This window comes from Mesorhizobium sp. B2-2-4 (genome assembly GCF_006442375.1).
Classification (GTDB): domain Bacteria; phylum Pseudomonadota; class Alphaproteobacteria; order Rhizobiales; family Rhizobiaceae; genus Mesorhizobium.
Genome location: NZ_VFWB01000001.1, coordinates 924,977 through 944,454, shown reverse-complemented (window position 1 = coordinate 944,454; position 19,478 = coordinate 924,977). Strand labels below are relative to the sequence as shown.

Annotated in this window: 22 protein-coding genes; 16 read left to right on the top strand and 6 right to left on the bottom strand. The window is 63.2% G+C overall.

The genetic code is table 11. The features are described from left to right. Position 1: 1 nt before the first annotated feature. Positions 2-601, bottom strand: coding sequence for an imidazoleglycerol-phosphate dehydratase HisB (hisB, locus tag FJ959_RS04880; RefSeq protein ID WP_140491213.1), 600 nt, complete (start codon positions 599-601; stop codon positions 2-4). Between the two features lie 213 nt (positions 602-814). On the opposite strand from hisB, the gene hslV reads away from it, so the two are divergent. The 5 genes from hslV to FJ959_RS04855 all read left to right on the top strand — a co-directional run bounded on the left by hslV (position 815) and on the right by FJ959_RS04855 (position 5,014). Then, positions 815-1,366 carry an ATP-dependent protease subunit HslV gene (hslV, locus tag FJ959_RS04875; protein ID WP_140491215.1) on the top strand — a complete coding sequence of 184 codons (552 nt, stop codon included), beginning with the start codon at positions 815-817 and terminating at the stop codon, positions 1,364-1,366. A 73-nt stretch (positions 1,367-1,439) separates the two neighbouring features. Further along, the gene (locus FJ959_RS04870; protein ID WP_140491217.1) at positions 1,440-1,973 is read left to right on the top strand and encodes a GNAT family N-acetyltransferase; all 534 of its coding nucleotides are present in this window, start codon (positions 1,440-1,442) and stop codon (positions 1,971-1,973) included. A gap of 3 nt (positions 1,974-1,976) precedes the next feature. Continuing rightward, positions 1,977-2,576 carry a DUF2585 domain-containing protein gene (locus tag FJ959_RS04865; protein ID WP_140491219.1) on the top strand — a complete coding sequence of 200 codons (600 nt, stop codon included), beginning with the start codon at positions 1,977-1,979 and terminating at the stop codon, positions 2,574-2,576. 4 nt (positions 2,577-2,580) lie between these two features. Continuing rightward, entirely contained in the window at positions 2,581-3,891 is a 1,311-nt protein-coding gene (hslU, locus tag FJ959_RS04860) for an ATP-dependent protease ATPase subunit HslU (RefSeq protein WP_140491221.1), read from the top strand. 163 nt (positions 3,892-4,054) lie between these two features. Continuing rightward, entirely contained in the window at positions 4,055-5,014 is a 960-nt protein-coding gene (locus FJ959_RS04855) for a DUF1402 family protein (protein ID WP_140625511.1), read from the top strand. Positions 5,015-5,083: 69 nt separating this feature from the next. On the opposite strand, the gene FJ959_RS04850 is transcribed toward FJ959_RS04855, so the two are convergent. Genes FJ959_RS04850 through FJ959_RS04840 form a run of 3 tightly spaced genes read right to left on the bottom strand, consistent with a single transcriptional unit; the run spans position 5,084 to position 7,777 of the window. Beyond that, positions 5,084-6,322: an FAD-dependent oxidoreductase gene (locus FJ959_RS04850; RefSeq protein WP_181168532.1), complete on the bottom strand. Its 1,239-nt coding sequence runs from the start codon at positions 6,320-6,322 to the stop codon at positions 5,084-5,086. After that, positions 6,319-6,633 carry a MocE family 2Fe-2S type ferredoxin gene (locus tag FJ959_RS04845; protein ID WP_140524123.1) on the bottom strand — a complete coding sequence of 105 codons (315 nt, stop codon included), beginning with the start codon at positions 6,631-6,633 and terminating at the stop codon, positions 6,319-6,321. Before FJ959_RS04845 ends, FJ959_RS04850 begins: the two co-directional genes overlap by 4 nt. Before the next feature lie 46 nt (positions 6,634-6,679). Continuing rightward, positions 6,680-7,777 (bottom strand): fatty acid desaturase family protein, encoded by a 1,098-nt coding sequence (locus FJ959_RS04840; protein WP_140628758.1) that lies wholly within the window; start codon positions 7,775-7,777, stop codon positions 6,680-6,682. 166 nt (positions 7,778-7,943) lie between these two features. Between FJ959_RS04840 and FJ959_RS04835 the strand changes: the two genes are divergently transcribed. The 10 genes from FJ959_RS04835 (at position 7,944) to FJ959_RS04790 (ending at position 16,706) form a co-directional block, all read left to right on the top strand. Further along, complete coding sequence (locus FJ959_RS04835; RefSeq protein ID WP_140628755.1) at positions 7,944-8,975, top strand: LacI family DNA-binding transcriptional regulator; 1,032 nt, start codon at positions 7,944-7,946, stop codon at positions 8,973-8,975. 394 nt (positions 8,976-9,369) lie between these two features. Continuing rightward, entirely contained in the window at positions 9,370-10,311 is a 942-nt protein-coding gene (locus tag FJ959_RS04830) for a sugar ABC transporter substrate-binding protein (protein WP_140491233.1), read from the top strand. 108 nt (positions 10,312-10,419) lie between these two features. Next, on the top strand, positions 10,420-11,496 hold the full coding sequence (locus FJ959_RS04825) for an ABC transporter permease (protein WP_140491235.1): 1,077 nt from the start codon (positions 10,420-10,422) through the stop codon (positions 11,494-11,496). A 2-nt stretch (positions 11,497-11,498) separates the two neighbouring features. Then, positions 11,499-12,266 carry an ATP-binding cassette domain-containing protein gene (locus FJ959_RS04820; protein ID WP_140628752.1) on the top strand — a complete coding sequence of 256 codons (768 nt, stop codon included), beginning with the start codon at positions 11,499-11,501 and terminating at the stop codon, positions 12,264-12,266. Positions 12,267-12,384: 118 nt separating this feature from the next. Beyond that, positions 12,385-13,380: an inositol 2-dehydrogenase gene (iolG, locus tag FJ959_RS04815; RefSeq protein WP_140524129.1), complete on the top strand. Its 996-nt coding sequence runs from the start codon at positions 12,385-12,387 to the stop codon at positions 13,378-13,380. Positions 13,381-13,405: 25 nt separating this feature from the next. Then, entirely contained in the window at positions 13,406-14,200 is a 795-nt protein-coding gene (locus FJ959_RS04810) for an SDR family oxidoreductase (protein WP_140517731.1), read from the top strand. A 207-nt stretch (positions 14,201-14,407) separates the two neighbouring features. Continuing rightward, positions 14,408-14,569, top strand: a complete 162-nt coding sequence (locus tag FJ959_RS31560; protein WP_181167258.1) for a hypothetical protein — start codon at positions 14,408-14,410, stop codon at positions 14,567-14,569. Between the two features lie 86 nt (positions 14,570-14,655). Continuing rightward, positions 14,656-15,747 carry a 3-deoxy-7-phosphoheptulonate synthase gene (locus FJ959_RS04800; protein ID WP_140524133.1) on the top strand — a complete coding sequence of 364 codons (1,092 nt, stop codon included), beginning with the start codon at positions 14,656-14,658 and terminating at the stop codon, positions 15,745-15,747. A gap of 118 nt (positions 15,748-15,865) precedes the next feature. Then, positions 15,866-16,231, top strand: coding sequence for a metalloregulator ArsR/SmtB family transcription factor (locus FJ959_RS04795; RefSeq protein WP_140524135.1), 366 nt, complete (start codon positions 15,866-15,868; stop codon positions 16,229-16,231). Beyond that, positions 16,209-16,706 carry an SRPBCC family protein gene (locus FJ959_RS04790; protein WP_140524136.1) on the top strand — a complete coding sequence of 166 codons (498 nt, stop codon included), beginning with the start codon at positions 16,209-16,211 and terminating at the stop codon, positions 16,704-16,706. Before FJ959_RS04795 ends, FJ959_RS04790 begins: the two co-directional genes overlap by 23 nt. A 49-nt stretch (positions 16,707-16,755) precedes the next feature. On the opposite strand, the gene FJ959_RS04785 is transcribed toward FJ959_RS04790, so the two are convergent. Next, entirely contained in the window at positions 16,756-17,391 is a 636-nt protein-coding gene (locus tag FJ959_RS04785; RefSeq protein WP_140561739.1) for a LysE family translocator, read from the bottom strand. Between the two features lie 129 nt (positions 17,392-17,520). Between FJ959_RS04785 and FJ959_RS04780 the strand changes: the two genes are divergently transcribed. Further along, positions 17,521-18,219 (top strand): YafY family protein, encoded by a 699-nt coding sequence (locus tag FJ959_RS04780; protein WP_140491254.1) that lies wholly within the window; start codon positions 17,521-17,523, stop codon positions 18,217-18,219. Positions 18,220-18,239: 20 nt separating this feature from the next. Here FJ959_RS04780 and FJ959_RS04775 read toward each other — a convergent pair whose 3' ends face one another. Then, positions 18,240-19,349, bottom strand: coding sequence for a Gfo/Idh/MocA family oxidoreductase (locus tag FJ959_RS04775; RefSeq protein ID WP_140491256.1), 1,110 nt, complete (start codon positions 19,347-19,349; stop codon positions 18,240-18,242). Positions 19,350-19,478 lie beyond the last annotated feature (129 nt).

Sequence of the window (19,478 nt, the reverse complement as noted above, 5' to 3'; positions counted from 1 at the left end):
CCTATCCCTTCAACGATCCCTTGGTGGAGGGAACCGCGTCCGGCTGGCGCGGATCGCGCTCCAGTGCTGTCCGCAGCGCACGCGCCACCGCCTTGAAGCAGGTTTCGGCGATGTGGTGGTTGTTGGCGCCATAGTGATTGGTGACATGCAGCGTGATGCCGGCGTTCTGTGCCAGCGCCTGGAAGAATTCGCGCACCAGCTCGGTGTCGAAGGTGCCGATCTTGGGCGAGGAAAACGAAACGTTCCACACCAGGAAGGGACGGCCGGAGACATCGATCGCCGCGCGCGTCAGCGTCTCGTCCATGGCAAGATCGATCGAGGCATAGCGCATGATGCCGCGCCGCTCGCCCAGCGCCTTGGCCAGCGCCTGGCCGAGCGCGATGCCGGTGTCCTCGACCGTGTGGTGGTCGTCTATGTGCAGGTCGCCCTTGGCCCGAACGGTCATGTCGATCAGCGAATGGCGCGAAAGCTGGTCGAGCATATGATCGAAGAAGCCGACGCCGGTCACGATGTCCGATTTGCCGGAGCCGTCGACATGGACCGACACGGCAATGTCGGTTTCCCTGGTCTTGCGGCTGATTTCGGCGGAACGGGGCGACATGGCCTTGTCCTTGTCCGTGAGTTTAAGCGCTTCAGGCGTTCGCCTGCTTGAAAACGAAAGCCTTCTAGCAGCATGATCCGGCGATTGCCAGTTGCGATCCAGGCCGGTATCGAGCGTTTGCAATCACCGCCCCCATGCATACATATGGGCTGATCAAAGTCACTCGTACCGCGCCAATCGCCTTTTGAGGGATGGCGCGAATCGGAGCAGCAAATGTCCAATGAACTGACCATGCACGCCACGACCATCGTGACGGTGCGCAAGGGCAACAAGGTGGTGATCGCCGGCGATGGCCAGGTCAGCCTTGGCCAGACCATCATGAAGGGCAACGCGAGAAAGGTGCGCCGCATCGGCAAGGATGGCAACGTGATCGCCGGTTTCGCCGGTGCCACGGCGGACGCCTTCACGCTTCTGGAGCGGCTCGAAGCCAAGCTCGAACAATATCCCGACCAGTTGACGCGCGCCTGTGTCGAACTCGCCAAGGACTGGCGCACCGACCGCTATCTGCGCCGGCTGGAAGCGATGATGCTGGTGGCCGACAAGTCGGTCTCGCTGGCGCTGACCGGCACCGGCGACGTGCTCGAGCCCGAGCATGGCGTCATGGCCATCGGTTCAGGCGGCAACTATGCGCTGGCTGCGGCCCGCGCCTTGATGGACAGCGACAAGGATGCCGAGGAGATCGCGCGCAAGGCGATGCAGATCGCCTCCGACATCTGCGTCTACACCAACAACAATTTCGTCGTCGAAACACTCAATGCCGCCTGAAACAGGCCGGCGTCCATGATCCCGATCCGAAAGACCGCGCAAGCGAAAAATGGAGGCGGCTTCGGAGAAGATCATGGAAAGACACGAACATAGCTACGATTTTCGACCGGTGACCCAGAAGGACCTGCCGATGATCGCCGGCTGGCTCGCCGAACCGCATGTCGCTCAGTGGTGGGACGATCCAGAGACGGAAATCGCCGAGATTCGCGATCATATCGATTCGATTTCCGTCGAGCCGCTGATCGTGGAACTCGACGGCACGCCGATCGCTTACCTGCAAAGCTACGATCCACACCTGGAAGAAGACCACCCTTATGCCGACCAGCCGTTCGGGACGCTCGGCATCGACCTGTCGATCGGCCGGCCGGAACTGGTCGGCATCGGCCATGGCTCGGCGATGGTGCGCCAGTTCGTCGAGCAGTTGTTCGAGGAAGGCGTGCCGCGCGTCATCATCGATCCCGACCCATCCAATGGCCGCGCCATCCGCGCCTATGAAAAGGCGGGATTCCGCGCAATTGATCGCCGGCAATCCAGATATGGTGATGTCGTGCTGATGGCAATCGATGCGCACGAGACGCAAGCGGGCGACACGGAAGCGGGGAACTGACGGATGAACGCAGTTGGCGAGGACAGAACGCTCTCGGCGTATGAAGACAGCTGGCGGATGGGGCTTCTGCTCGTGCTCGCCCTGGTCATCTTCCAGGCTGGAGCCCTCTATGGCATGGGGCATCCGCCGATCTGCACCTGCGGCTATGTCAAGCTCTGGCACGGCGTGGTGAACAGTTCCGAGAATTCCCAGCATATATCGGACTGGTACACGTTCTCGCACATCATCCACGGCTTCCTGTTCTATGCGCTGGCCAGGTTCCTGTTTCCGCGTTCGCCGGTCGGCTTGCGGCTGGCTTTCGCCGTCTTCATAGAAGGCGGCTGGGAGCTGATCGAGAACAGCCCGTTCATCATAGAGCGCTACCGCGCCGGCACCATCTCGCTCGACTATTACGGCGACAGCATCATCAATTCGGTGTCGGACACGCTGGCCATGGTGCTGGGATTTGTGATGGCGCGAAGGCTACCTATATGGGTGATCGTCAGCCTCGCCATCCTTTTCGAACTGGGTACGGGCTACCTTATTCGGGACAATCTGACACTCAACGTGATCATGCTGCTGCATCCGTTCGAGGCCATCAAGCAGTGGCAAAGTGGAATTTAGTGATATGAGCACATTTTCTCCCCGCGAAATCGTTTCGGAACTCGACCGCTTCATCATCGGCCAGAAGGACGCCAAGCGTGCCGTGGCCATCGCCTTGCGCAACCGCTGGCGGCGCCAGCAGCTGGAGGGGCAGATGCGCGAAGAGGTGATGCCGAAGAACATCCTCATGATCGGGCCGACCGGCGTCGGCAAGACCGAGATCTCGCGCCGCCTGGCGCGGCTGGCCGGTGCGCCCTTCGTCAAGGTCGAGGCGACCAAATTCACCGAGGTCGGCTATGTCGGCCGCGATGTCGAGCAGATCGTGCGCGACCTCGTCGAGGTCGCCATCGGCCTGGTGCGCGAGAAGATGCGTGAGGACGTCAAGGCGCGCGCCCATGTCAACGCCGAGGAACGCGTGCTGGAAGCGCTGGTCGGCAAGACCGCCAGCCCTGCCACACGCGATTCTTTCCGCAAGAAGCTGCGCGAGGGCGAACTCGACGACAAGGAGATCGAGATCGAAGTGGCCGACACCGGCAATGGCGGCATGCCCGGCTTCGAGATTCCCGGCATGCCGGGCGCCAATATCGGCGTGCTCAATATCAACGACATGCTGTCCAAGGCAATGGGCGGCAAGAAGACCAAATTGCGCAAGACGACGGTGAAGGAATCCTACGACCTGCTGGTCAACGACGAGTCCGACAAGCTGCTCGACCAGGACGAGGTGGTGCGCCGGGCGCTGGACGCCGCGGAAAATGACGGCATCGTCTTCCTCGACGAGATCGACAAGATTGCGGCCCGGTCGGACATCTCCGGCGGCCCTTCGCGCGAAGGCGTGCAGCGCGACTTGCTGCCGCTGGTCGAAGGCACCACGGTGGCGACCAAATATGGGCCGTTGAAGACGGATCACATCCTGTTCATCGCATCGGGTGCGTTCCACGTCTCGAAGCCGTCCGACCTCTTGCCGGAGCTGCAGGGCCGCCTGCCGATCCGCGTCGAATTGCGCGCGCTGGAGAAAGAGGACTTCGTCCGCATCCTGACCGAGACGGAAGCGAGCCTCATCAAGCAGTATATCGCGCTGATGAAGACCGAAGGCGTCGACCTGAACTTCACCGACGACGCCATCGATTCCCTGGCCGGCATCGCCGTCGACCTCAACGCCAGCGTCGAGAACATCGGCGCGAGGCGTTTGCAGACGGTGATGGAGCGCGTGCTGGACGAGATCTCCTACGACGCGCCGGACCGCAACGGCACTGCGGTGACCATCGACGCCGCCTATGTGGAGAAACATGTCGGCGACTTGTCGAGGAACACCGATCTGTCGCGCTTCATTCTTTGAGCAGGCGCGCGCCGGATCGTTCCGGCGCCTGTCGGGCGAATGGATCATGTGTGGCCGGATGGTATCATTCGGCCACCTTTCGTTCTGCCGAGCGCAGGGCCGCTCTCGACTCGACCAGGAGCTTTACCTAGTTTGCGCGGCAATTCTCTAGGCGGCGGGGCGCATGAAAAAACTCATCCCAGTCATTCTCGGCTTGACGCTGGCGGCAACGCTGTTCGGCGCCGACGCGGCAACCCTGGTGCCGCCGGGAAACCGCAATGCCGAGCAGCCCAGCATTCCGGGAGCCTCGAGCCGGCGCACGCAGGCCACCAACACCACGTTCCAGGCAAAATACCGCAAGGTCTATGCGCTGCTGCAGAACGACGCCGACCTGCGCGGCAAGATCAAGAAGGCGGCAAGCGTCTACGGCATCGATCCAATGCACATTGTCGGCGCCATCGTCGGCGAGCACACCTACAATGTCGACGCCTACGACCGGCTGCAGACCTACTACGTCAAGGCGATCTCCTATCTCTCCAGCAAGCTGTCCTTCGCCTATGACGGCGAGGACATCACGGATTTCGTGCAGCGGCCGGAATTCAGGAAATGCGCCGGAATGTCCGACAGTTACGATTTATGGGAATGCCGCGAGCAGGTGTGGAACCGTTCGTTTCGCGGAAAGACGGTGGGCGGCGAGGATTTCCCCAACGACCGTTTCGGCGCCACTTTCTTCCAGCCCTACTATGCCGGCCAGACCTTTGGTCTCGGCCAGCTCAATCCGCTGACCGCGCTCCAGATGAGCGATCTCGTGCACAAGGTTTCCGGCCTGCCCAAGCTCGACGTCGGCGATCCCAATGCGGTCTACAAGACCATCATGGATCCCGACCTGACGCTGCCCTACGTCGCCGCGACGATCCGGAAATCGATCGACGCCTACAAGAGCATCGCCGGCTTCGACATTTCGAGCAATCCGGGCCTGACCGCCACGCTCTACAATGTCGGCAATCCCGAGCAGCGCGCCTATGCGCTGAAGGCGGAGAACGACAAGCGCAGCGCCGCCGGCGAGCCGGTGAAGCTGCCGGAGGAGAATTATTACGGCTGGCTGGTCAATGACAAACTACCGGAGCTGAAGGCGCTGTTTTAGGGAGCTCAGGCGCGCTGACGTTAATTTGCCAACGCCTGCGCCGCAGACCCTGACAATTGGCGTTGCATCCTACGCCGCCAGCAGCGACTTCAATTTCACCGCCTGCGAACCGAGCGCTTCCGGCGCCGGCCTCGCCCGTTTGCCGATCAGCATCTCCGCCAGCCTGATATCGCGGGCGACCGCATTGCCCGGCCCGATGCCGCTGGCGGCCACCAGCCTGCCGTCCTCGGCAAGGTGAAAGAGGATAAAGGCGTCCTCGCCGAGATCGCGGCGCACCGTGCTGCGGCCTTCGTCGGAAAGCCCCGCGATCTGCAGGGACAGGCCGTATTGATCCGACCAGAACCACGGCACCGCCGCATGTGCTTCGCCGGCGCCGAGCATGTTTTTTGCCGCCAGCGCGCCTTGTTCCTGGGCGTTGCGCCAGGCCTCCAGCCGCACGCGACGGCCGCCATAGACGGCAAGCGGGAACGAACAGCAGTCGCCGGCAGCGAAGATGTCGGGGTCGCTGCTGCGCAGTTCGGCGTCGACTGATATGCCGTTGTCGATGGCCAGTCCCGCTTCGGCGGCAAGAGCCGTCACCGGCACGGCGCCGATGCCGATGATGGCGAGATCGGCGAGGATTTCGCGGCCGCCGGCAAGCGCGATGCGCACCTGCCGGTCGTCGTCGGCGATCAAGGCAATGCCTTCGCCGCACGCTATGTCGACGCCTTCGGCGACGTGGGTGTCATGGACGACCTTGGCTATCTCGGCCGGTACGCCGCGCATCAGGATGCGCGGCTGCGCCTCGATGACGGCGACCGCAGCACCGAGCTTGCGGGCCGCCGCGGCGAGCTCGAGGCCGATGAAGCCGCCGCCGATGACGGCAATGCGGTTACCCGCCTTGAGATGGGCGCGGATAGCCAGCGCATCGGCGAAGGTCCTGAGGTAGACGCAGCGCCCGCCAAGGCCGGGCATCGGCAGTTTGCGCGGCGTCGAGCCGGTCGCCAGCAGCAGCTTGTCGTAGGGCAGGACCGAACCGTCCGACAGGCGCACAGTATGCGCGGCGCGATCGATCGCTGCAGCCTGAATGGAATGGATATGCCGGATGGACTTTTCGGCGAGGATCTCGTCGCTGGCGATCGCCTTGATCTCGGGCACGCCGCCGGCCATGGCGTCCTTGGACAGAGGCGGCCGTTCATAGGGCAGATGCGGCTCGTCGCCGACCAGCGTCACCGGTCCCTCATAGCCGAGGTCACGCAATGCAAGCGCTGCCCGGCCGCCGCATTCCCCGGCGCCGATGATGACCATTCCGCGCGTCATACCGGTCATCCGATCTGGACGAGGACGCTGCCGGCGTCGACCTTGACCGGATAGGTCCTGAGATTGACGCAGGCCGGCGCGCCCTTGGCCTGGCCTGTCTTGTAGTTGAAGCGGCCATTGTGCTTGGGACATTCGATGATGTCGTCCATGACAAGCCCGTCGGCGAGATGCACCTTTTCGTGCGTACAAAGGCCGTCGGTGGCGAAATACTCATCATCGGGGCTGCGATAGATGGCGTAGCTGCGGCCGCCGTGATCGAACCGCATCACATCTTCTTCGTCGATGTCTCCCACTGCACAGGCCTCGACCCAGTCGCTCATACATTTCTCCCGTCAAGAATTCCCGATCGCGCCTCACGGGCGGATATCACTCCGCCGCGGCGTTGAAGGCAGCATTGTCGTTGTGCAAATCCTCGCGATACGGCCTGGCCGTTGGCGGCAGCTCGCGCTTGAGGAAATAATCCTCGTTGCGCAACTGGCGCCAGAAGACAGGCAGCATCTCGCGATAGCCGGCCAGGATCGACGGCGTCGGCGCCGGCAAATCATGCTTGATCAGTTCATGCAGCTTCGGCAGCGCATGGTAGGGCACCATCGGGAACATATGATGCTCGACGTGGTAGTTCATGTTCCAGTAGATGAAACGGCTGATCGGGTTCATGTAGACGGTGCGGCTGTTCAGCCGATGGTCGGTGACGTTGTCGGCAAGGCCGCCATGCTGCAGCAGGCCGACCATGACGTGGTGCCAGGCGCCATAGAGCCTGGGCAGACCGACCAGCATCAAGGGCAGTAACGAGCCGGTATAGAGCGCCAGCGCGATGGTTGCGGCATAGGTCGCGGTCCAGATGCGGGCGATGCGGATCGCTTTCGGCTGTTCCTGCTCGGGAATAAAGGTCTTTTCGGCCGCGCTGATGTTACCGGCGGCGTTGCGCAGCATGTCTGACATCGCATGCCAGGCGTCGAGCACGCCGACAAAGCCGAGGATGGCGCGCACCAGGTCGGGCGGCCGCATGACCGAGATTTCCGGGTCGCGGCCGACGATGATGGTGTCGGTGTGATGGCGCGTGTGGCTCCAGCGCCAGGTCACCGGGTTGCGCATGATCATGAAGCAGGCGACCTGATAGACCCAATCATTCATCCACTGCGTGCGGAAGGCCGTGCCATGGCCGCATTCGTGCCAGCGGGAATCGGTGGACGAGCCGTAGAGCACGCCATAGACGAAGAAGAACGGCACGCACCACCAGGTGCCCCAGAACCAGGCACCGCCGGCGCCGCTGACGATGAGCGCGGCGACCCAGATCGCCGTGTCGCGGAGCGCGAACGCGTCGGAGCGCTGCATAAGTTCCTTCATCTGCTTGCGGGGAATGTCGGTGTGATACCATTCGGCCGCCGACAGGCCGGTCTCGACGGCCAGCCTGGCGTCGCGGCCGATCAGGCTGTAGTCACGCCGGGACGGCGCAGCATGCATGGTTGCCTCCCTCGGCAAGGGCATCCGCCACGCGAATGCCCGACATTTCCTGGCTTCGAGGCTGAAAATAACGCCAGCTCATGATAGACTCAACATCATAAAGATAGTTTCTATCATTTCCTATCATAATGATGTAGGAAAGATGCGCAGTCGAACGAGGGCATACATGGCGAAACGGCCGACCATATCAGATCTGGCGCGCATCTCCGGCGTCAGCGTCGCCACGGTGGACCGCGTGCTCAACAGCCGCCTGCCGGTGCGCGAGGAAACGGCGCGCCGCGTCTATGACGCCGCGACCGAGATCGGCTATCATGCCGCAGGCCTGATCAAGCAGCGCATGCGCCAGGAAATGCCCGAGTATCGGCTGGGTTTCCTGCTGCTTCGGGGCAATGACGTTTTCTATGGCGATTTCGCGCGGGAACTCGAGCTCGCGGTCGCACAATCGCAGCGCTTCCGTGGCGTCGCAACCATCGATTTCGCCAGCTCCCTGGCTCCGGATGAGATCGCCGCCCAGATGCGCAGGCTGGCGGCGAAATCGCGGGCGATCGCCGTGGTCGGCCCTGACCATCCGACGCTGACGGCGGTCGTGGAGGCGCTAAAGGCCAGGGGGCAGCCGGTCTTCTCCCTGCTGTCCGACTTCGCCGCCGGTATCCGCGAAGGCTATGTCGGGCTCGACAACCGCAAGGTCGGCCGCACCGCCGCCTGGATGATCTCGAAGGCTGCGAGGAAGCCCGGCAAGGTCGCCCTTTTTGTCGGCAGCCATCGCTTCCACGGCCATGAGCTGCGTGAGATCGGCTTCCGCTCCTTCTTTCGCGAGCATGCGCCGGACTTCAACGTGCTGGAGACGCTGGTCAATCTGGAGGCCAACCAGGTGACCCATGATGCGACGATCGATCTTCTGACGCGATATCCGGATCTTGTCGGCTGCTACGTCGCCGGCGGCGGCATGGAGGGCGCCGTCTCGGCGCTGCGGACAGCGAAGCCCGCAAGCATGCCGGTGGTCGTCTGCAACGAGATCAACGCCGAATCGCGCGCCGCGCTTGCCGACAACATCCTGACGATGGTGATCTCGACGCCGCTTGCTGCGCTCTGTCGCGAGCTCGTCGATCGGATGGCGTATGCCATCGAAACCGGTGCGGCCAATGCGCCCGGCCAGACATTCCTCCCCTTCGAGATCTATTTGCCGGAAAACATCTGAAGCCATTTCAGGAAAGCGCGGGAGCGGTTTTCCGTCCAGGTCGCGTCGGGACGGGAGGTAGAGCGTTTCCATGAAACGATAAAGCGCCCGGGCAGCCCGGTCTGCCGCAAACCGGCCGCCTGAAATGATAGAATCCATCAGAGGCAGCCGAAAATCGCACGCCCGGATTCGGAATCTCCCTTGACGCCCCGATCCGAAATGGAATAAATATTTCACTGACTGTACATTTTGGTTCTTTCGTTCCGACAACATCTGGTTCGAGCAGGCAGTTCGGCGTTCCAGCCAGTGGTGAACCGCGTTGGAACGAAATGATATCAGGGAGAGATTCCCCGAGGAGATCGGGGATTCCGGATAGATCGGTGCGACCGGACACCCAAAGTGGAGGAGAGATACAATGAAGAAAATGATTTTGGGCGTCGCTTTCGCGGCGCTGATGAGTTCGTCCGCCATGGCCGCCAAGATCGGCGTGTCGATGGCCAAGTTCGACGACAATTTCCTGACCGTGCTGCGCAACGGCATGATCGAGCAGGCCAAGGGCATGAGCGGCGTGGAGCTGCAGGTCGAGGACGCACAGAACGACGTCGCCAAACAGCTCGACCAGATCAAGAACTTCGCCGCATCGGGCGTCGACGCCATCATCGTCAATCCGGTCGACACCTCGGCCACGCAGGCGATGTCGGATGCCGCGGCCGCCGCCAAGATCCCGCTGGTCTATGTCAACCGCGAACCGGTCAATGTCGACACGCTGCCTGACAATCAGGCCTTCGTCGCTTCGAACGAGGCCGATTCCGGCACGCTCGAAACCAAGGAGGTCTGCCGCCTGTTCAAGGAAGCCGGCAAGAAGGAAGCCAATGTCTATGTGATCATGGGCGAGCTTTCCAACCAGGCAGCCGTGCAGCGCACCAAGGACATCGAGGAGGTGATCGCGACGCCGGATTGCAGCTTCATCAAGATCATCGACAAGCAGACGTCGAACTGGAACCGCGACGAGGCCCAGAACCTGATGACCAACTGGCTGTCGACCGGCAAGCCGTTCGACGGCGTCATCGCCAACAATGACGAAAGCGCCATCGGCGCCATCCAGGCAATGAAGGCCGCCAATGTCGACATGAAGACGGTTGTCGTCGGCGGTGTCGACGCCACGCAGGACGCGCTCGCCGCCATGCAGGCAGGCGACCTCGACGCCACCGTGTTCCAGGACGCGGCCGGCCAGGGCGCCGGCGCGCTCGACGCGGCACTGAAACTGTCCAAGGGCGAGAAGGTCGAACACAAGGTCTACGTGCCCTTCCAACTGGTGACGCCGGCCAACATCGACAAGTTCCTGAAGAAGAACTGAGCGGCGGAACGGTTCACCTCGGGGCGGCGCTCATAGGACCGGGCGCCGCTCCTCCTCTCGGCGCTTTCATGGTGCCAGGAGCGACCGCGGCTGACGGAGGATAGAAGATTGGCACAGACATCTCATGGCGTCGGCGGGGTCAGCTATGATGCGAAGAAGCGCATATGGCCGGCGGAATTCAACGTCTTTCTGGCGCTCGTCATTCTGGTCGTCATCTTCGAATTGATCGGCCGCGTCTTCCTCGGCGACAGCTTCCTGTTCAACACCCGCAGCAATGTCGGCGGCCTCTTCAACGAGGCGCGGCTACAGATCATCATCCTGCAAGTATCGATCGTCGGCATCATCGCCATCGGCGTGACGCAGGTTATCATATCGGGCGGCATCGACCTGTCGTCGGGTTCGATCGTGGGCGCCACCGCCATGATCGCCATGAGCTTCGCCCAGGTGGCGACGGTCAACGGCAACCCCAATCCCAAGGCGATGTTCCTGGCTCAGGGCTGGACCGACCTGCCGGTCATCGTACCGGTGCTGGTCGCCATCGGCTGCGGGCTGCTGGCAGGCCTGGTCAACGGCGCCCTGATCGCCTACACGCGCATTCCGCCCTTCATCGCCACGCTAGGCATGATGGTGACCGCGCGCGGCATCGCCAAATGGTGGTCGAAGGGGCAGCCCATCTCGTTCCCGACCGAGAGCTTCGCCGCCATCGGCAAGGGCCTGATGCCCGTCATCATCTTCCTGTCGCTGGCCGTGCTGTTCCAGCTGATCATGACCTACACACGATACGGCAAGCATTGCTATGCGATCGGCTCCAACGAGGACGCCGCGCGCATGTCCGGCATCAAGATCGCCAACCACAAGATCCTGGTCTACGTCATCGCCGGCATACTCGCGTCGCTCGCCGCGGTGGTGCTGTCTTCCAAGAACCTCACCGCCCAGGCCGGCATGGGCGTGATGTACGAACTCGACGCCATCGCCATGGCGGTCATCGGCGGCGTATCGCTGTCGGGCGGCCGCGGCTCGATCATCGGCACGGTGATCGGCGCGCTGATCTTCGGCGTCATCATCTCCGGCTTCACCTTCCTGCGCCTCGACGCCTACTACCAGGAGATGGTCAAGGGCGTGATCATCGTCGGCGCCGTCGTTCTCGACCAGTGGCGCCAACGCCTGCGGGCATTGAGGGCTTGACCATGTCAGACATCGTCCTGAAGACCGAAAACCTGACCAAGCGCTATGGCGGCGTGCAGGCGCTGGAAGGCACGAATTTCGAGCTGCGCAAGGGCGAACACGTCGCCATCATGGGCGACAATGGCGCCGGCAAGTCGACCTTCGTGCGCCAGATCACCGCCGTCGAGCAACCGACCAGCGGCCAGATCTGGTTCGACGGCAAGCAAGTCAATTTTTCGGGCCCTATCGAGGCGCGAGAGGCCGGCATCGAGACCGTGTTCCAGAACCTGGCGCTGGCCGACGACCTCGACGTGCCGTCGAACCTGTTCCTTGGCCGAGAAAAAGTGCTGTTCAATCTGGGACCGTTTTCGATCCTGGACCGCCGGGGGATGCGCAAGGCGACCGAAGCCGCGCTGGTGCGCACGGCGGTGAAAATCCCCAACCTGTCGAACACCATCCGCCACATGTCGGGCGGCCAGCGGCAGTGCGTGGCGATCGCCAGGACCGCGACCTTCGCCTCCAAGCTGATCATCATGGACGAGCCGACGGCAGCACTCGGCGTGCAGGAGACCGCGCAGGTCGAGAACATCATCCGCACGCTGAAGGACAATGGCGAGCCGCTGATCCTGATCAGCCACAATATGCGCCAGGTGTTCGACCTTTGCGACCGCATCGTCGTCTTCCGGCGCGGCCGCATCGTCGCCAATTTGCGCAAGGAGAACACCGACGGAAACGATATTGTTTCCTACATCACCGGCGCCAAGACCGGAGAGGCCGAACTCGCGGCCTAGGCCGGGCGCGGAGGCGGCGGTCATCGCCTCCCTGTCGATCTTGTCTTGACCGGAAAAACACCTGCGCGCATGACCGGCGCCCCGCCAACCTTCGAACCATTCCCCAGAGGAAATTTCCATGACTCTCCGCTTCGCCCTCCTCGGTGCCGGCCGCATCGGCAAGGTCCACGCCCGCGCCGTCGGCTCCAATCCGCAGGCCAAACTGGTCGCCGTTGCCGATGCATTCGAGAAGGCGGCGAGCGAGCTCGCCACGGCCTACGGCGCCGAGGTGCGCACCATCGATGCCATCGAGAAATCCGGGGACATCGACGCGGTCGTGATCTGCACGCCGACCGACACCCATGCCGACCTGATCGAGCGCTTCGCCAAGGCCGGCAAGGCGATCTTCTGCGAGAAACCGATCGACCTCGACGTCAAGCGGGTCGAGCAGTGCCTGGCCGTGGTCGAGAAGGCCAAGGCGACGCTGATGGTCGGCTTCAACAGGCGCTTCGACCCGCACTTCGCTGCGGTGCGCAAGGCAATCGATGACGGCGCCATCGGCGTGGTCGAGATGGTGACCATCACGTCGCGCGATCCGGGCGCACCGCCGATCGACTACATCGCGCGCTCCGGCGGGATCTTTCGCGACATGACCATCCACGACTTCGACATGGCGCGCTTCCTGCTCGGCGAAGAGCCGGTGGCGGTCAGCGCGCATGCCTCGGTGCTGGTCGACAAGAAGATCGGCGAGGCCGGCGATTTCGACTCGGTCAGCGTCATCCTCGAAACGGCTTCCGGCAAGCAGGCCGTCATCTCCAATTCGCGCCGCGCCACCTATGGCTACGACCAGCGCATCGAGGTGCATGGCTCGAAAGGCATGGTCGCGGCCGAGAACCAGCGGCCGGTGTCGATCGAACTGGCCAATGAGAAGGGCTATACGCGCCCGCCGCTGCACGACTTCTTCATGACCCGCTATCTCGATGCCTATGCCATCGAGATTGCGTCCTTCATCGCCGCCGCGACGTCGGGCAAGAAGGCAGCACCGAGCGGGACGGACGGGCTCATCGCACTTCGGCTGGCGGATGCGGCGCTGAAATCGGCGACATCAGGCCAGACCGTCCGCCTCGACAAGTAACGACTTAAAGCACAGGAGCAGAGCGATGAGCGCATCAGCCGATCGCAATTCACAAACGCGCGCCATCGTCACCGGCGGCGCACAAGGCATAGGCTTCGCGGTCGCCGAGGCATTGGCGGACGAAGGCTGCCGGGCGCTGGCCCTGATCGGCCGCTCGCAGGAAAAGGGCGACAAGGCAGTCGCCAGCCTCAAGAAGTCGGGCGTCGACGCGATCTTCATCAGCGCCGATGTCTCCAAGGTGGCCGACTGCAAGCGCGCCGTCGCCACCGCGCTTTCGCATTTCGGCACCATCAACGCCCTGGTCAACGCCGCCGCCACATCCGCGCGCGGCTCGCTGGTGGAGACCAGCGAGGAGCTCTTCGACACCATCTTCGACACCAATGTGCGAGGACCCTTCTTCCTGATGCAGGGCGTGGTGGCGCATCTGCTTGAAAAAAAGGCCCCCGGATCGATCGTCAACGTGCTTTCGATGTCGGCGCATACCGGCCAGTCATTCCTGACGCCCTATTCGACCAGCAAGGGCGCGCTGATGACGCTGACCAAGAATGTCGCCAATGCCTACCGCTTCAACCGCATCCGTTGCAACGCCGTGCTGCCCGGCTGGATGGACACCGAGGGCGAGGATATCGTGCAGAAGAAATGGCACGATGCACCCGACGACTGGCTTGAGAAGGCCGAGGCCGCGCAGCCGATGGGCCAGTTGGTGAAGCCGGACCAGTTGGCTCGGCTGATCAGCTACATGGTCAGCCCGCAGTCCGGCGTGATGACCGGCTCGCTGGTCGACTACGACCAGAGCATCGCTGGGGCGTCGCCGGAGTAGCGGCCGCGTAAGCGAAACCGTTAACCAGGTGGTCATCCACGGGCGGAGCAAGGAGCGCAGCGACGCGGCGCAGACCCGAGGATCCATGCCGCGACTTCCGGGCCGTCGCTACGGCGCAAGATTCTGCACCGCAGCACTCTCCCATCTAGGTCGCGGCATGGATCCCAGGGTCTCCGCGACGGAGCTTCGCTCCTGCTTAGCCCTAGAATGACGAAATCGCAAAGGCTCGGCCCTCACCTGAAATTGCTTGCTACCAGGGTACGTGACAAACGCCGCCGCTTCGACTATATGAGCCGCATGATCCACCTGACCGCCACCTATTGGTACTTTAGCAGCTCGCTGGCGGCGGGAGGATTGCGCTCGATCTGAAGATTGCAGCAAACAGTCCGACAAGCCGCCAGACCTGGCGGCTTTTTTGTTTCAGCCGGCAGGTCTCCCAACCAGGAGCAGAAGCCGTGTTGACCACCACAGACGACCTTCGGGTCAAGGAACTGAGACTGCTGAGCACGCCGGAAGAGGTGATGCGCGAGATACCGCGCTCACTCACGGCGACGCGCACCGTTGCCGCCTCGCGCAACGCCATCCACTCCATCCTGACGGGGGCCGACGACCGGCTCGTTGTCATCGTCGGCCCCTGTTCGATCCACGACCCGGTCGCGGCCGTTGACTATGCCAGCCGTCTGGCGGCGCTGCGCGAGACATTGTCCGACCGGCTCGAGATCGTGATGCGGGTCTATTTCGAAAAGCCGCGCACGACGGTCGGCTGGAAGGGCCTGATCAACGACCCCGACCTCGACGGCAGCTTCAACATCGACAAGGGGCTGCGGATGGCACGCAATGTGCTGTCGGCCGTCAACAATCTGGGCCTGCCGGCGGCGACCGAATTCCTCGACATGACCACGCCGCAATACATCGCCGACCTCGTCGCCTGGGGCGCGATCGGCGCGCGCACGACCGAGAGCCAGATCCATCGCGAGCTGGCCTCGGGCCTCTCTTGCCCGGTCGGCTTCAAGAACGGCACCGACGGCAATCTCAGGATCGCCGCCGAGGCGGTGAAGTCGGCCGCGCAGCCGCATCATTTCATGGCGGTGACCAAGGGCGGACGCAGCGCCATCGCGGCAACGACCGGAAACGAGGATTGCCATGTCATCCTGCGTGGCGGCGTTCAGCCCAACTATGACGCGGCAAGCGTCGAGGCCGCCTCGGTCGAACTCGCCCGCATCGGTATCGCGCCCCGCCTGATGATCGATGTCAGCCATGCCAACTCAGCCAAGAAGCCGGAGAACCAGCCCAAGGTCGCGGCTGACGTGGCAGGACAGGTCGCGGCGGGGGACGAGCGCATTATGGGCGTCATGATCGAGAGCAATCTCGTCGCCGGCCGGCAGGATGTCGTGCCGGGCAAGCAGCTCGTCTACGGCCAGAGCATCACCGATGGCTGCATCGACTGGGCGGCCACGGAGACGGTGCTGCACGGCCTTGCCGGCGCCGTGGAATGGCGCCGGTCGGCGCGCCGCGCCTTGATGGAGAGCCGGCAGGGCGCCGCCTGATCCGGTTGGAGCATAAGGGCGGCGTTTCCGGTTTCAGCCCAGGACCACGCCGCCCTAGGGCCCGCAGCGCTCCACCTCACTTGCACGCCTCCGACCCGCGTGTTACATACTGAACCAAATGGTTCAGTATTCCGCGACCCGCCTGGATGCCTCGTTCGCCGCGCTTTCGGACGCCACCCGGCGCGGCGTTCTGGAGCAGCTCGGCCGTGCGGACGCTTCGATCACGGACTTGGCCCAGAAATTCCACATGACCCTCACGGGCATGAAGAAGCATGTCGGCGTCCTGGAGCAGGCGGGACTCGTCACGACTCGGAAGGTCGGGCGCGTGCGGACCTGCAAGCTGGGCTTACGCCGCCTGGAGGAGGAGACCGCATGGATCGAGAGATACCGCCAGCTCTGGGCCGCACGCTTCGACGAGTTGGACAAGGTTATCGAGGAATTGAAACGCAAGGAGGACGTCGATGGACGCAGGAAGAGCGAGTGAGGCCAAACGCACGACGGTGGAACGGAGGTCCGACCGGGAGTTGGTCGTTACGCGAAGCTTCGACGCGCCTGCGCGCATCGTGTTCGAGGCGTGGACCAAGCCTGAGCTGTTCAAGCAGTGGTGGGTGCCGAAGTCGATGGGCATGTTCCTGCGTTCCTGCGAGATGGATGTTCGTGTGGGAGGCGGGTACCGTTTGGTGTTCGGGCATGACGGCTCGAACCCTGCCGAGTTCTTCGGCAGGTATCTCGAAGTGACACCGCACTCGCGCCTCGTCTGGACCAATGACGAAGGGGGTGAGGGTGGACCCGTCACCACGGTGACCTTCGAGGAAAAAGGCGGCAAGACGCTGCTGGTCATGCGCGAGCTCTATCCCTCGAAGGAAGCCCTCGACGCCGGCGCCGGGGCGGCGGATGCGATGTCCGAGACGTTCGAGCAGCTGGACGAGCTTCTCGCCACGCAGCAGGGCGCCGCCTGATTCGGCCGGAGTCCCAGGTGAAGGGCGGCGGGTCGGGTCCAACCCAAGACTACGCCGCCCTCAGCCCTTCCCATGCGGTGAACACGGACACCGCGAAGAGCAGCAGCCCAGCCGCCCGGCCGGCAAGGATGGTCGCCCGCGGATTGGCGATCAGCAACTTGCGGCTGCGGCCGGCCGATATTGCGAGCCCGCCATAGATCGCGGCCTGCGTCAGCACGGTCAGCAGGCCCATCACCGTCGCCTGCATCCAGATCGGGCCGTAGTCCGTTTTCAGGAACTGCGGATAGACGGCAAGGACGAACAGGTAGGCCTTCGGGTTGATCAGGCAGGTCACAAGGCCTTGGCGAAACGCCTTCCATGCCGAGCGGCTGCCGGCGGGCCCGTCGCGACCGACAGTGATGGAGCTGCGCATCAGTGTGATGCCGATGAAGGCCATGTAGGCGGCGCCTGCAATCAACAGCGGCTTGAACAGGATCGGCAAAAAATGCATCAGCAGGCCGACGCCGATCGCGCCGTTCAGCGTGTGCACCATGCCGCCGACCATGATGCCGCCGGTCGCGGCAAGGCCCCTGTCGCGCCCGCCCGTCAGCGCATTGGCCAGCACGAACAGCATGTCCATGCCCGGAACGGCGATGATGCCGAACAGCAGGATAAAGAACAGCCAGAGATTTTCAGCATAGCTCATGTCAGTAGCCTGTCGCCTCGCTCGGCCCAGCCGCAGCGGAACCTGTTGATTTTCAATCCGATAGACGATCCTATAGGCCGAACCAACTGACGATGATGTGTCAGTTGTGATCGGCAACGGGTGAGAAAAATGCGCAAGGCGTCGCGCCTGTTCGAGATCATCCAGATCCTGCGGCTGGCGCGGCAGCCGGTGACGGCGGCAATGATCGCCGCGCAGCTGGAGGTGACGATACGGTCGATCTATCGCGACATCGCAGCGCTTCAGGCCATGCGCGTGCCGATCGAGGGCGGGAGGGGCATCGGCTATATCCTGCGCCCCGGCTTCGACTTGCCGCCGCTGATGTTTTCGATCGAGGAGATGGAGGCGATCGTCCTGTCACTGGCGCTGCTGGAGCGCACGGGCGACGACGAGCTCAAGCAGGCAGCCAAGCGCGTCGGCGCCAAGATCGCCGGCGCGGTACCGCCGCCTTTGCGCCAGACCCTCGACGCCAATGCGCTGCATGCGTGGGGATTCGCCGCGCCCTCTGCAGGTGCGATCGACCTGGCGCTGGTGCGCCGCGCCATACGCGACGAGGAGAAGCTCGACCTCTCCTATCGCGACGAGCTTGGCCGCGCTTCCGAGCGCCTCATCCGCCCGATCGCGCTGATCTATTACGCCGAGACCGCCAACATCGTCGCCTGGTGCGAGCTGCGCCAGGCGATCCGCAATTTCCGCAGCGACCGCATCGAGGATTGCCAGCCGACGGGACTGCGCTTCAAGGGCGAAGGCGATCGGTTGCGGCAGATCTGGGTCAATGGGTGGGAAGTCAACGCAGCGGCCGCCGGCTAAACCGACCAGCGGAGCGAACCTTACCTTACATCCACCCAGCGCTTCTCCTCGAACGATCGCGCCATCGCATGCACGGTGCGCTCGATCTCCAGACCTTCGTCGAATTCGATGAGCCGCGCCGGTCTGCCGGCGAGCCGGGTCAGCAGTTCATGGCATTCGATGATCTTGAGATCATTGAAGCCAAGACTGTGCCCGGGCGCGGGGACGAACAGGTCGTAGGGCTTGTGCTGTGGCGACACGAGGATGGTGCGATAGCCCTGTTCGGTCGGGCGATCCGATGTGAGGTAGAGCTGGAACTCATTCATCCGCTCCTGGTCGAACAGGATCGAGCCCTTGGAGCCGAAGATCTGGACGGCGATGCGGCCCTTGCGGCCCCAGGCCGAACGGTTGACCAGAAGCGTGCCGGCGATGCCGTTCTCCAGATGCATCAGCACGGAGGCAATGTCGTAGGTCTCGACCGCGCGGCGGCCGCCGGCGGCCAGCTTGCGGTCGGCATAGGGCTTGGCCATGTCGCAGATGACGCTGGCGACGCGGCCGAACAGGGTCGACACCAGCGACAGCGGATGCACGGCGAAATCATCAAGCGCGCCATAGCCGGAAGATGCCTCGTGCTTCCAGAAGAACAGCGCCTCGGGATCGGCCATGAAATCCTCGTCCATCTCGATGCGCAGATGGTTGACCTCGCCGATGATGTTTTCGTCGAGCAGCGCGCCGATGTGGCGGATGGCCGGGCTCTGGATGTAATTGTAACCGAGCGCCGCGACCTTGCCGGATTTCTTCGCCGCGGCCGCCATCGCCTCGGCTTCGGCGAAGCTCGGCGCCATCGGCTTTTCGCACCACAAATGCTTGCCGGCCTCGAGAACTGCGATGGCCATTTCCGGATGGAACTGGTTGGGCGTGGTGAGCGAGACGACGTCCACTTCGGGATCGTTGACGACGGCGCGCCAGTCACCGGACGCCCTGGCGAAACCGAACTCGCCGGCCTTGCGCCTGGCGAGATCCTCATTGACCTCGCCGAGATGGACAAGCCGCGGTTTGGTCATGTCTGGAAAGACGGCGCCGACGGCACTCCACGCGATGGCGTGGCACTTGCCCATAAATCCCGTGCCGATAAGACCGACGCCGACCATTTTCCGTTCCTCCACCGTCATAGATGCTACGTGGATGAATTAGTCCATTTTTGTTCGGAATGGAATGTCTGCCTCATTTTTTATGGTGTTCTTGCGCAGCCTCGCTATGATGGGGCAGAGAGGACGCTT

Excerpts from the sequence above, each read along its gene's own strand:
- hisB (WP_140491213.1), bottom strand. The coding sequence starts at position 601 with ATGTCGCCCCGTTCCGCCGAAATCAGCCGCAAGACCAGGGAAACCGAC.
- hslV (WP_140491215.1), top strand. The coding sequence starts at position 815 with ATGTCCAATGAACTGACCATGCACGCCACGACCATCGTGACGGTGCGC.
- FJ959_RS04870 (WP_140491217.1), top strand. The coding sequence starts at position 1,440 with ATGGAAAGACACGAACATAGCTACGATTTTCGACCGGTGACCCAGAAG.
- FJ959_RS04865 (WP_140491219.1), top strand. The coding sequence starts at position 1,977 with ATGAACGCAGTTGGCGAGGACAGAACGCTCTCGGCGTATGAAGACAGC.
- hslU (WP_140491221.1), top strand. The coding sequence starts at position 2,581 with ATGAGCACATTTTCTCCCCGCGAAATCGTTTCGGAACTCGACCGCTTC.
- FJ959_RS04855 (WP_140625511.1), top strand. The coding sequence starts at position 4,055 with ATGAAAAAACTCATCCCAGTCATTCTCGGCTTGACGCTGGCGGCAACG.
- FJ959_RS04850 (WP_181168532.1), bottom strand. The coding sequence starts at position 6,322 with ATGACCGGTATGACGCGCGGAATGGTCATCATCGGCGCCGGGGAATGC.
- FJ959_RS04845 (WP_140524123.1), bottom strand. The coding sequence starts at position 6,633 with ATGAGCGACTGGGTCGAGGCCTGTGCAGTGGGAGACATCGACGAAGAA.
- FJ959_RS04840 (WP_140628758.1), bottom strand. The coding sequence starts at position 7,777 with ATGCATGCTGCGCCGTCCCGGCGTGACTACAGCCTGATCGGCCGCGAC.
- FJ959_RS04835 (WP_140628755.1), top strand. The coding sequence starts at position 7,944 with ATGGCGAAACGGCCGACCATATCAGATCTGGCGCGCATCTCCGGCGTC.
- FJ959_RS04830 (WP_140491233.1), top strand. The coding sequence starts at position 9,370 with ATGAAGAAAATGATTTTGGGCGTCGCTTTCGCGGCGCTGATGAGTTCG.
- FJ959_RS04820 (WP_140628752.1), top strand. The coding sequence starts at position 11,499 with ATGTCAGACATCGTCCTGAAGACCGAAAACCTGACCAAGCGCTATGGC.
- iolG (WP_140524129.1), top strand. The coding sequence starts at position 12,385 with ATGACTCTCCGCTTCGCCCTCCTCGGTGCCGGCCGCATCGGCAAGGTC.
- FJ959_RS04810 (WP_140517731.1), top strand. The coding sequence starts at position 13,406 with ATGAGCGCATCAGCCGATCGCAATTCACAAACGCGCGCCATCGTCACC.
- FJ959_RS31560 (WP_181167258.1), top strand. The coding sequence starts at position 14,408 with ATGACGAAATCGCAAAGGCTCGGCCCTCACCTGAAATTGCTTGCTACC.
- FJ959_RS04795 (WP_140524135.1), top strand. The coding sequence starts at position 15,866 with ATGGTTCAGTATTCCGCGACCCGCCTGGATGCCTCGTTCGCCGCGCTT.
- FJ959_RS04790 (WP_140524136.1), top strand. The coding sequence starts at position 16,209 with ATGGACGCAGGAAGAGCGAGTGAGGCCAAACGCACGACGGTGGAACGG.
- FJ959_RS04785 (WP_140561739.1), bottom strand. The coding sequence starts at position 17,391 with ATGAGCTATGCTGAAAATCTCTGGCTGTTCTTTATCCTGCTGTTCGGC.
- FJ959_RS04780 (WP_140491254.1), top strand. The coding sequence starts at position 17,521 with ATGCGCAAGGCGTCGCGCCTGTTCGAGATCATCCAGATCCTGCGGCTG.
- FJ959_RS04775 (WP_140491256.1), bottom strand. The coding sequence starts at position 19,349 with ATGGTCGGCGTCGGTCTTATCGGCACGGGATTTATGGGCAAGTGCCAC.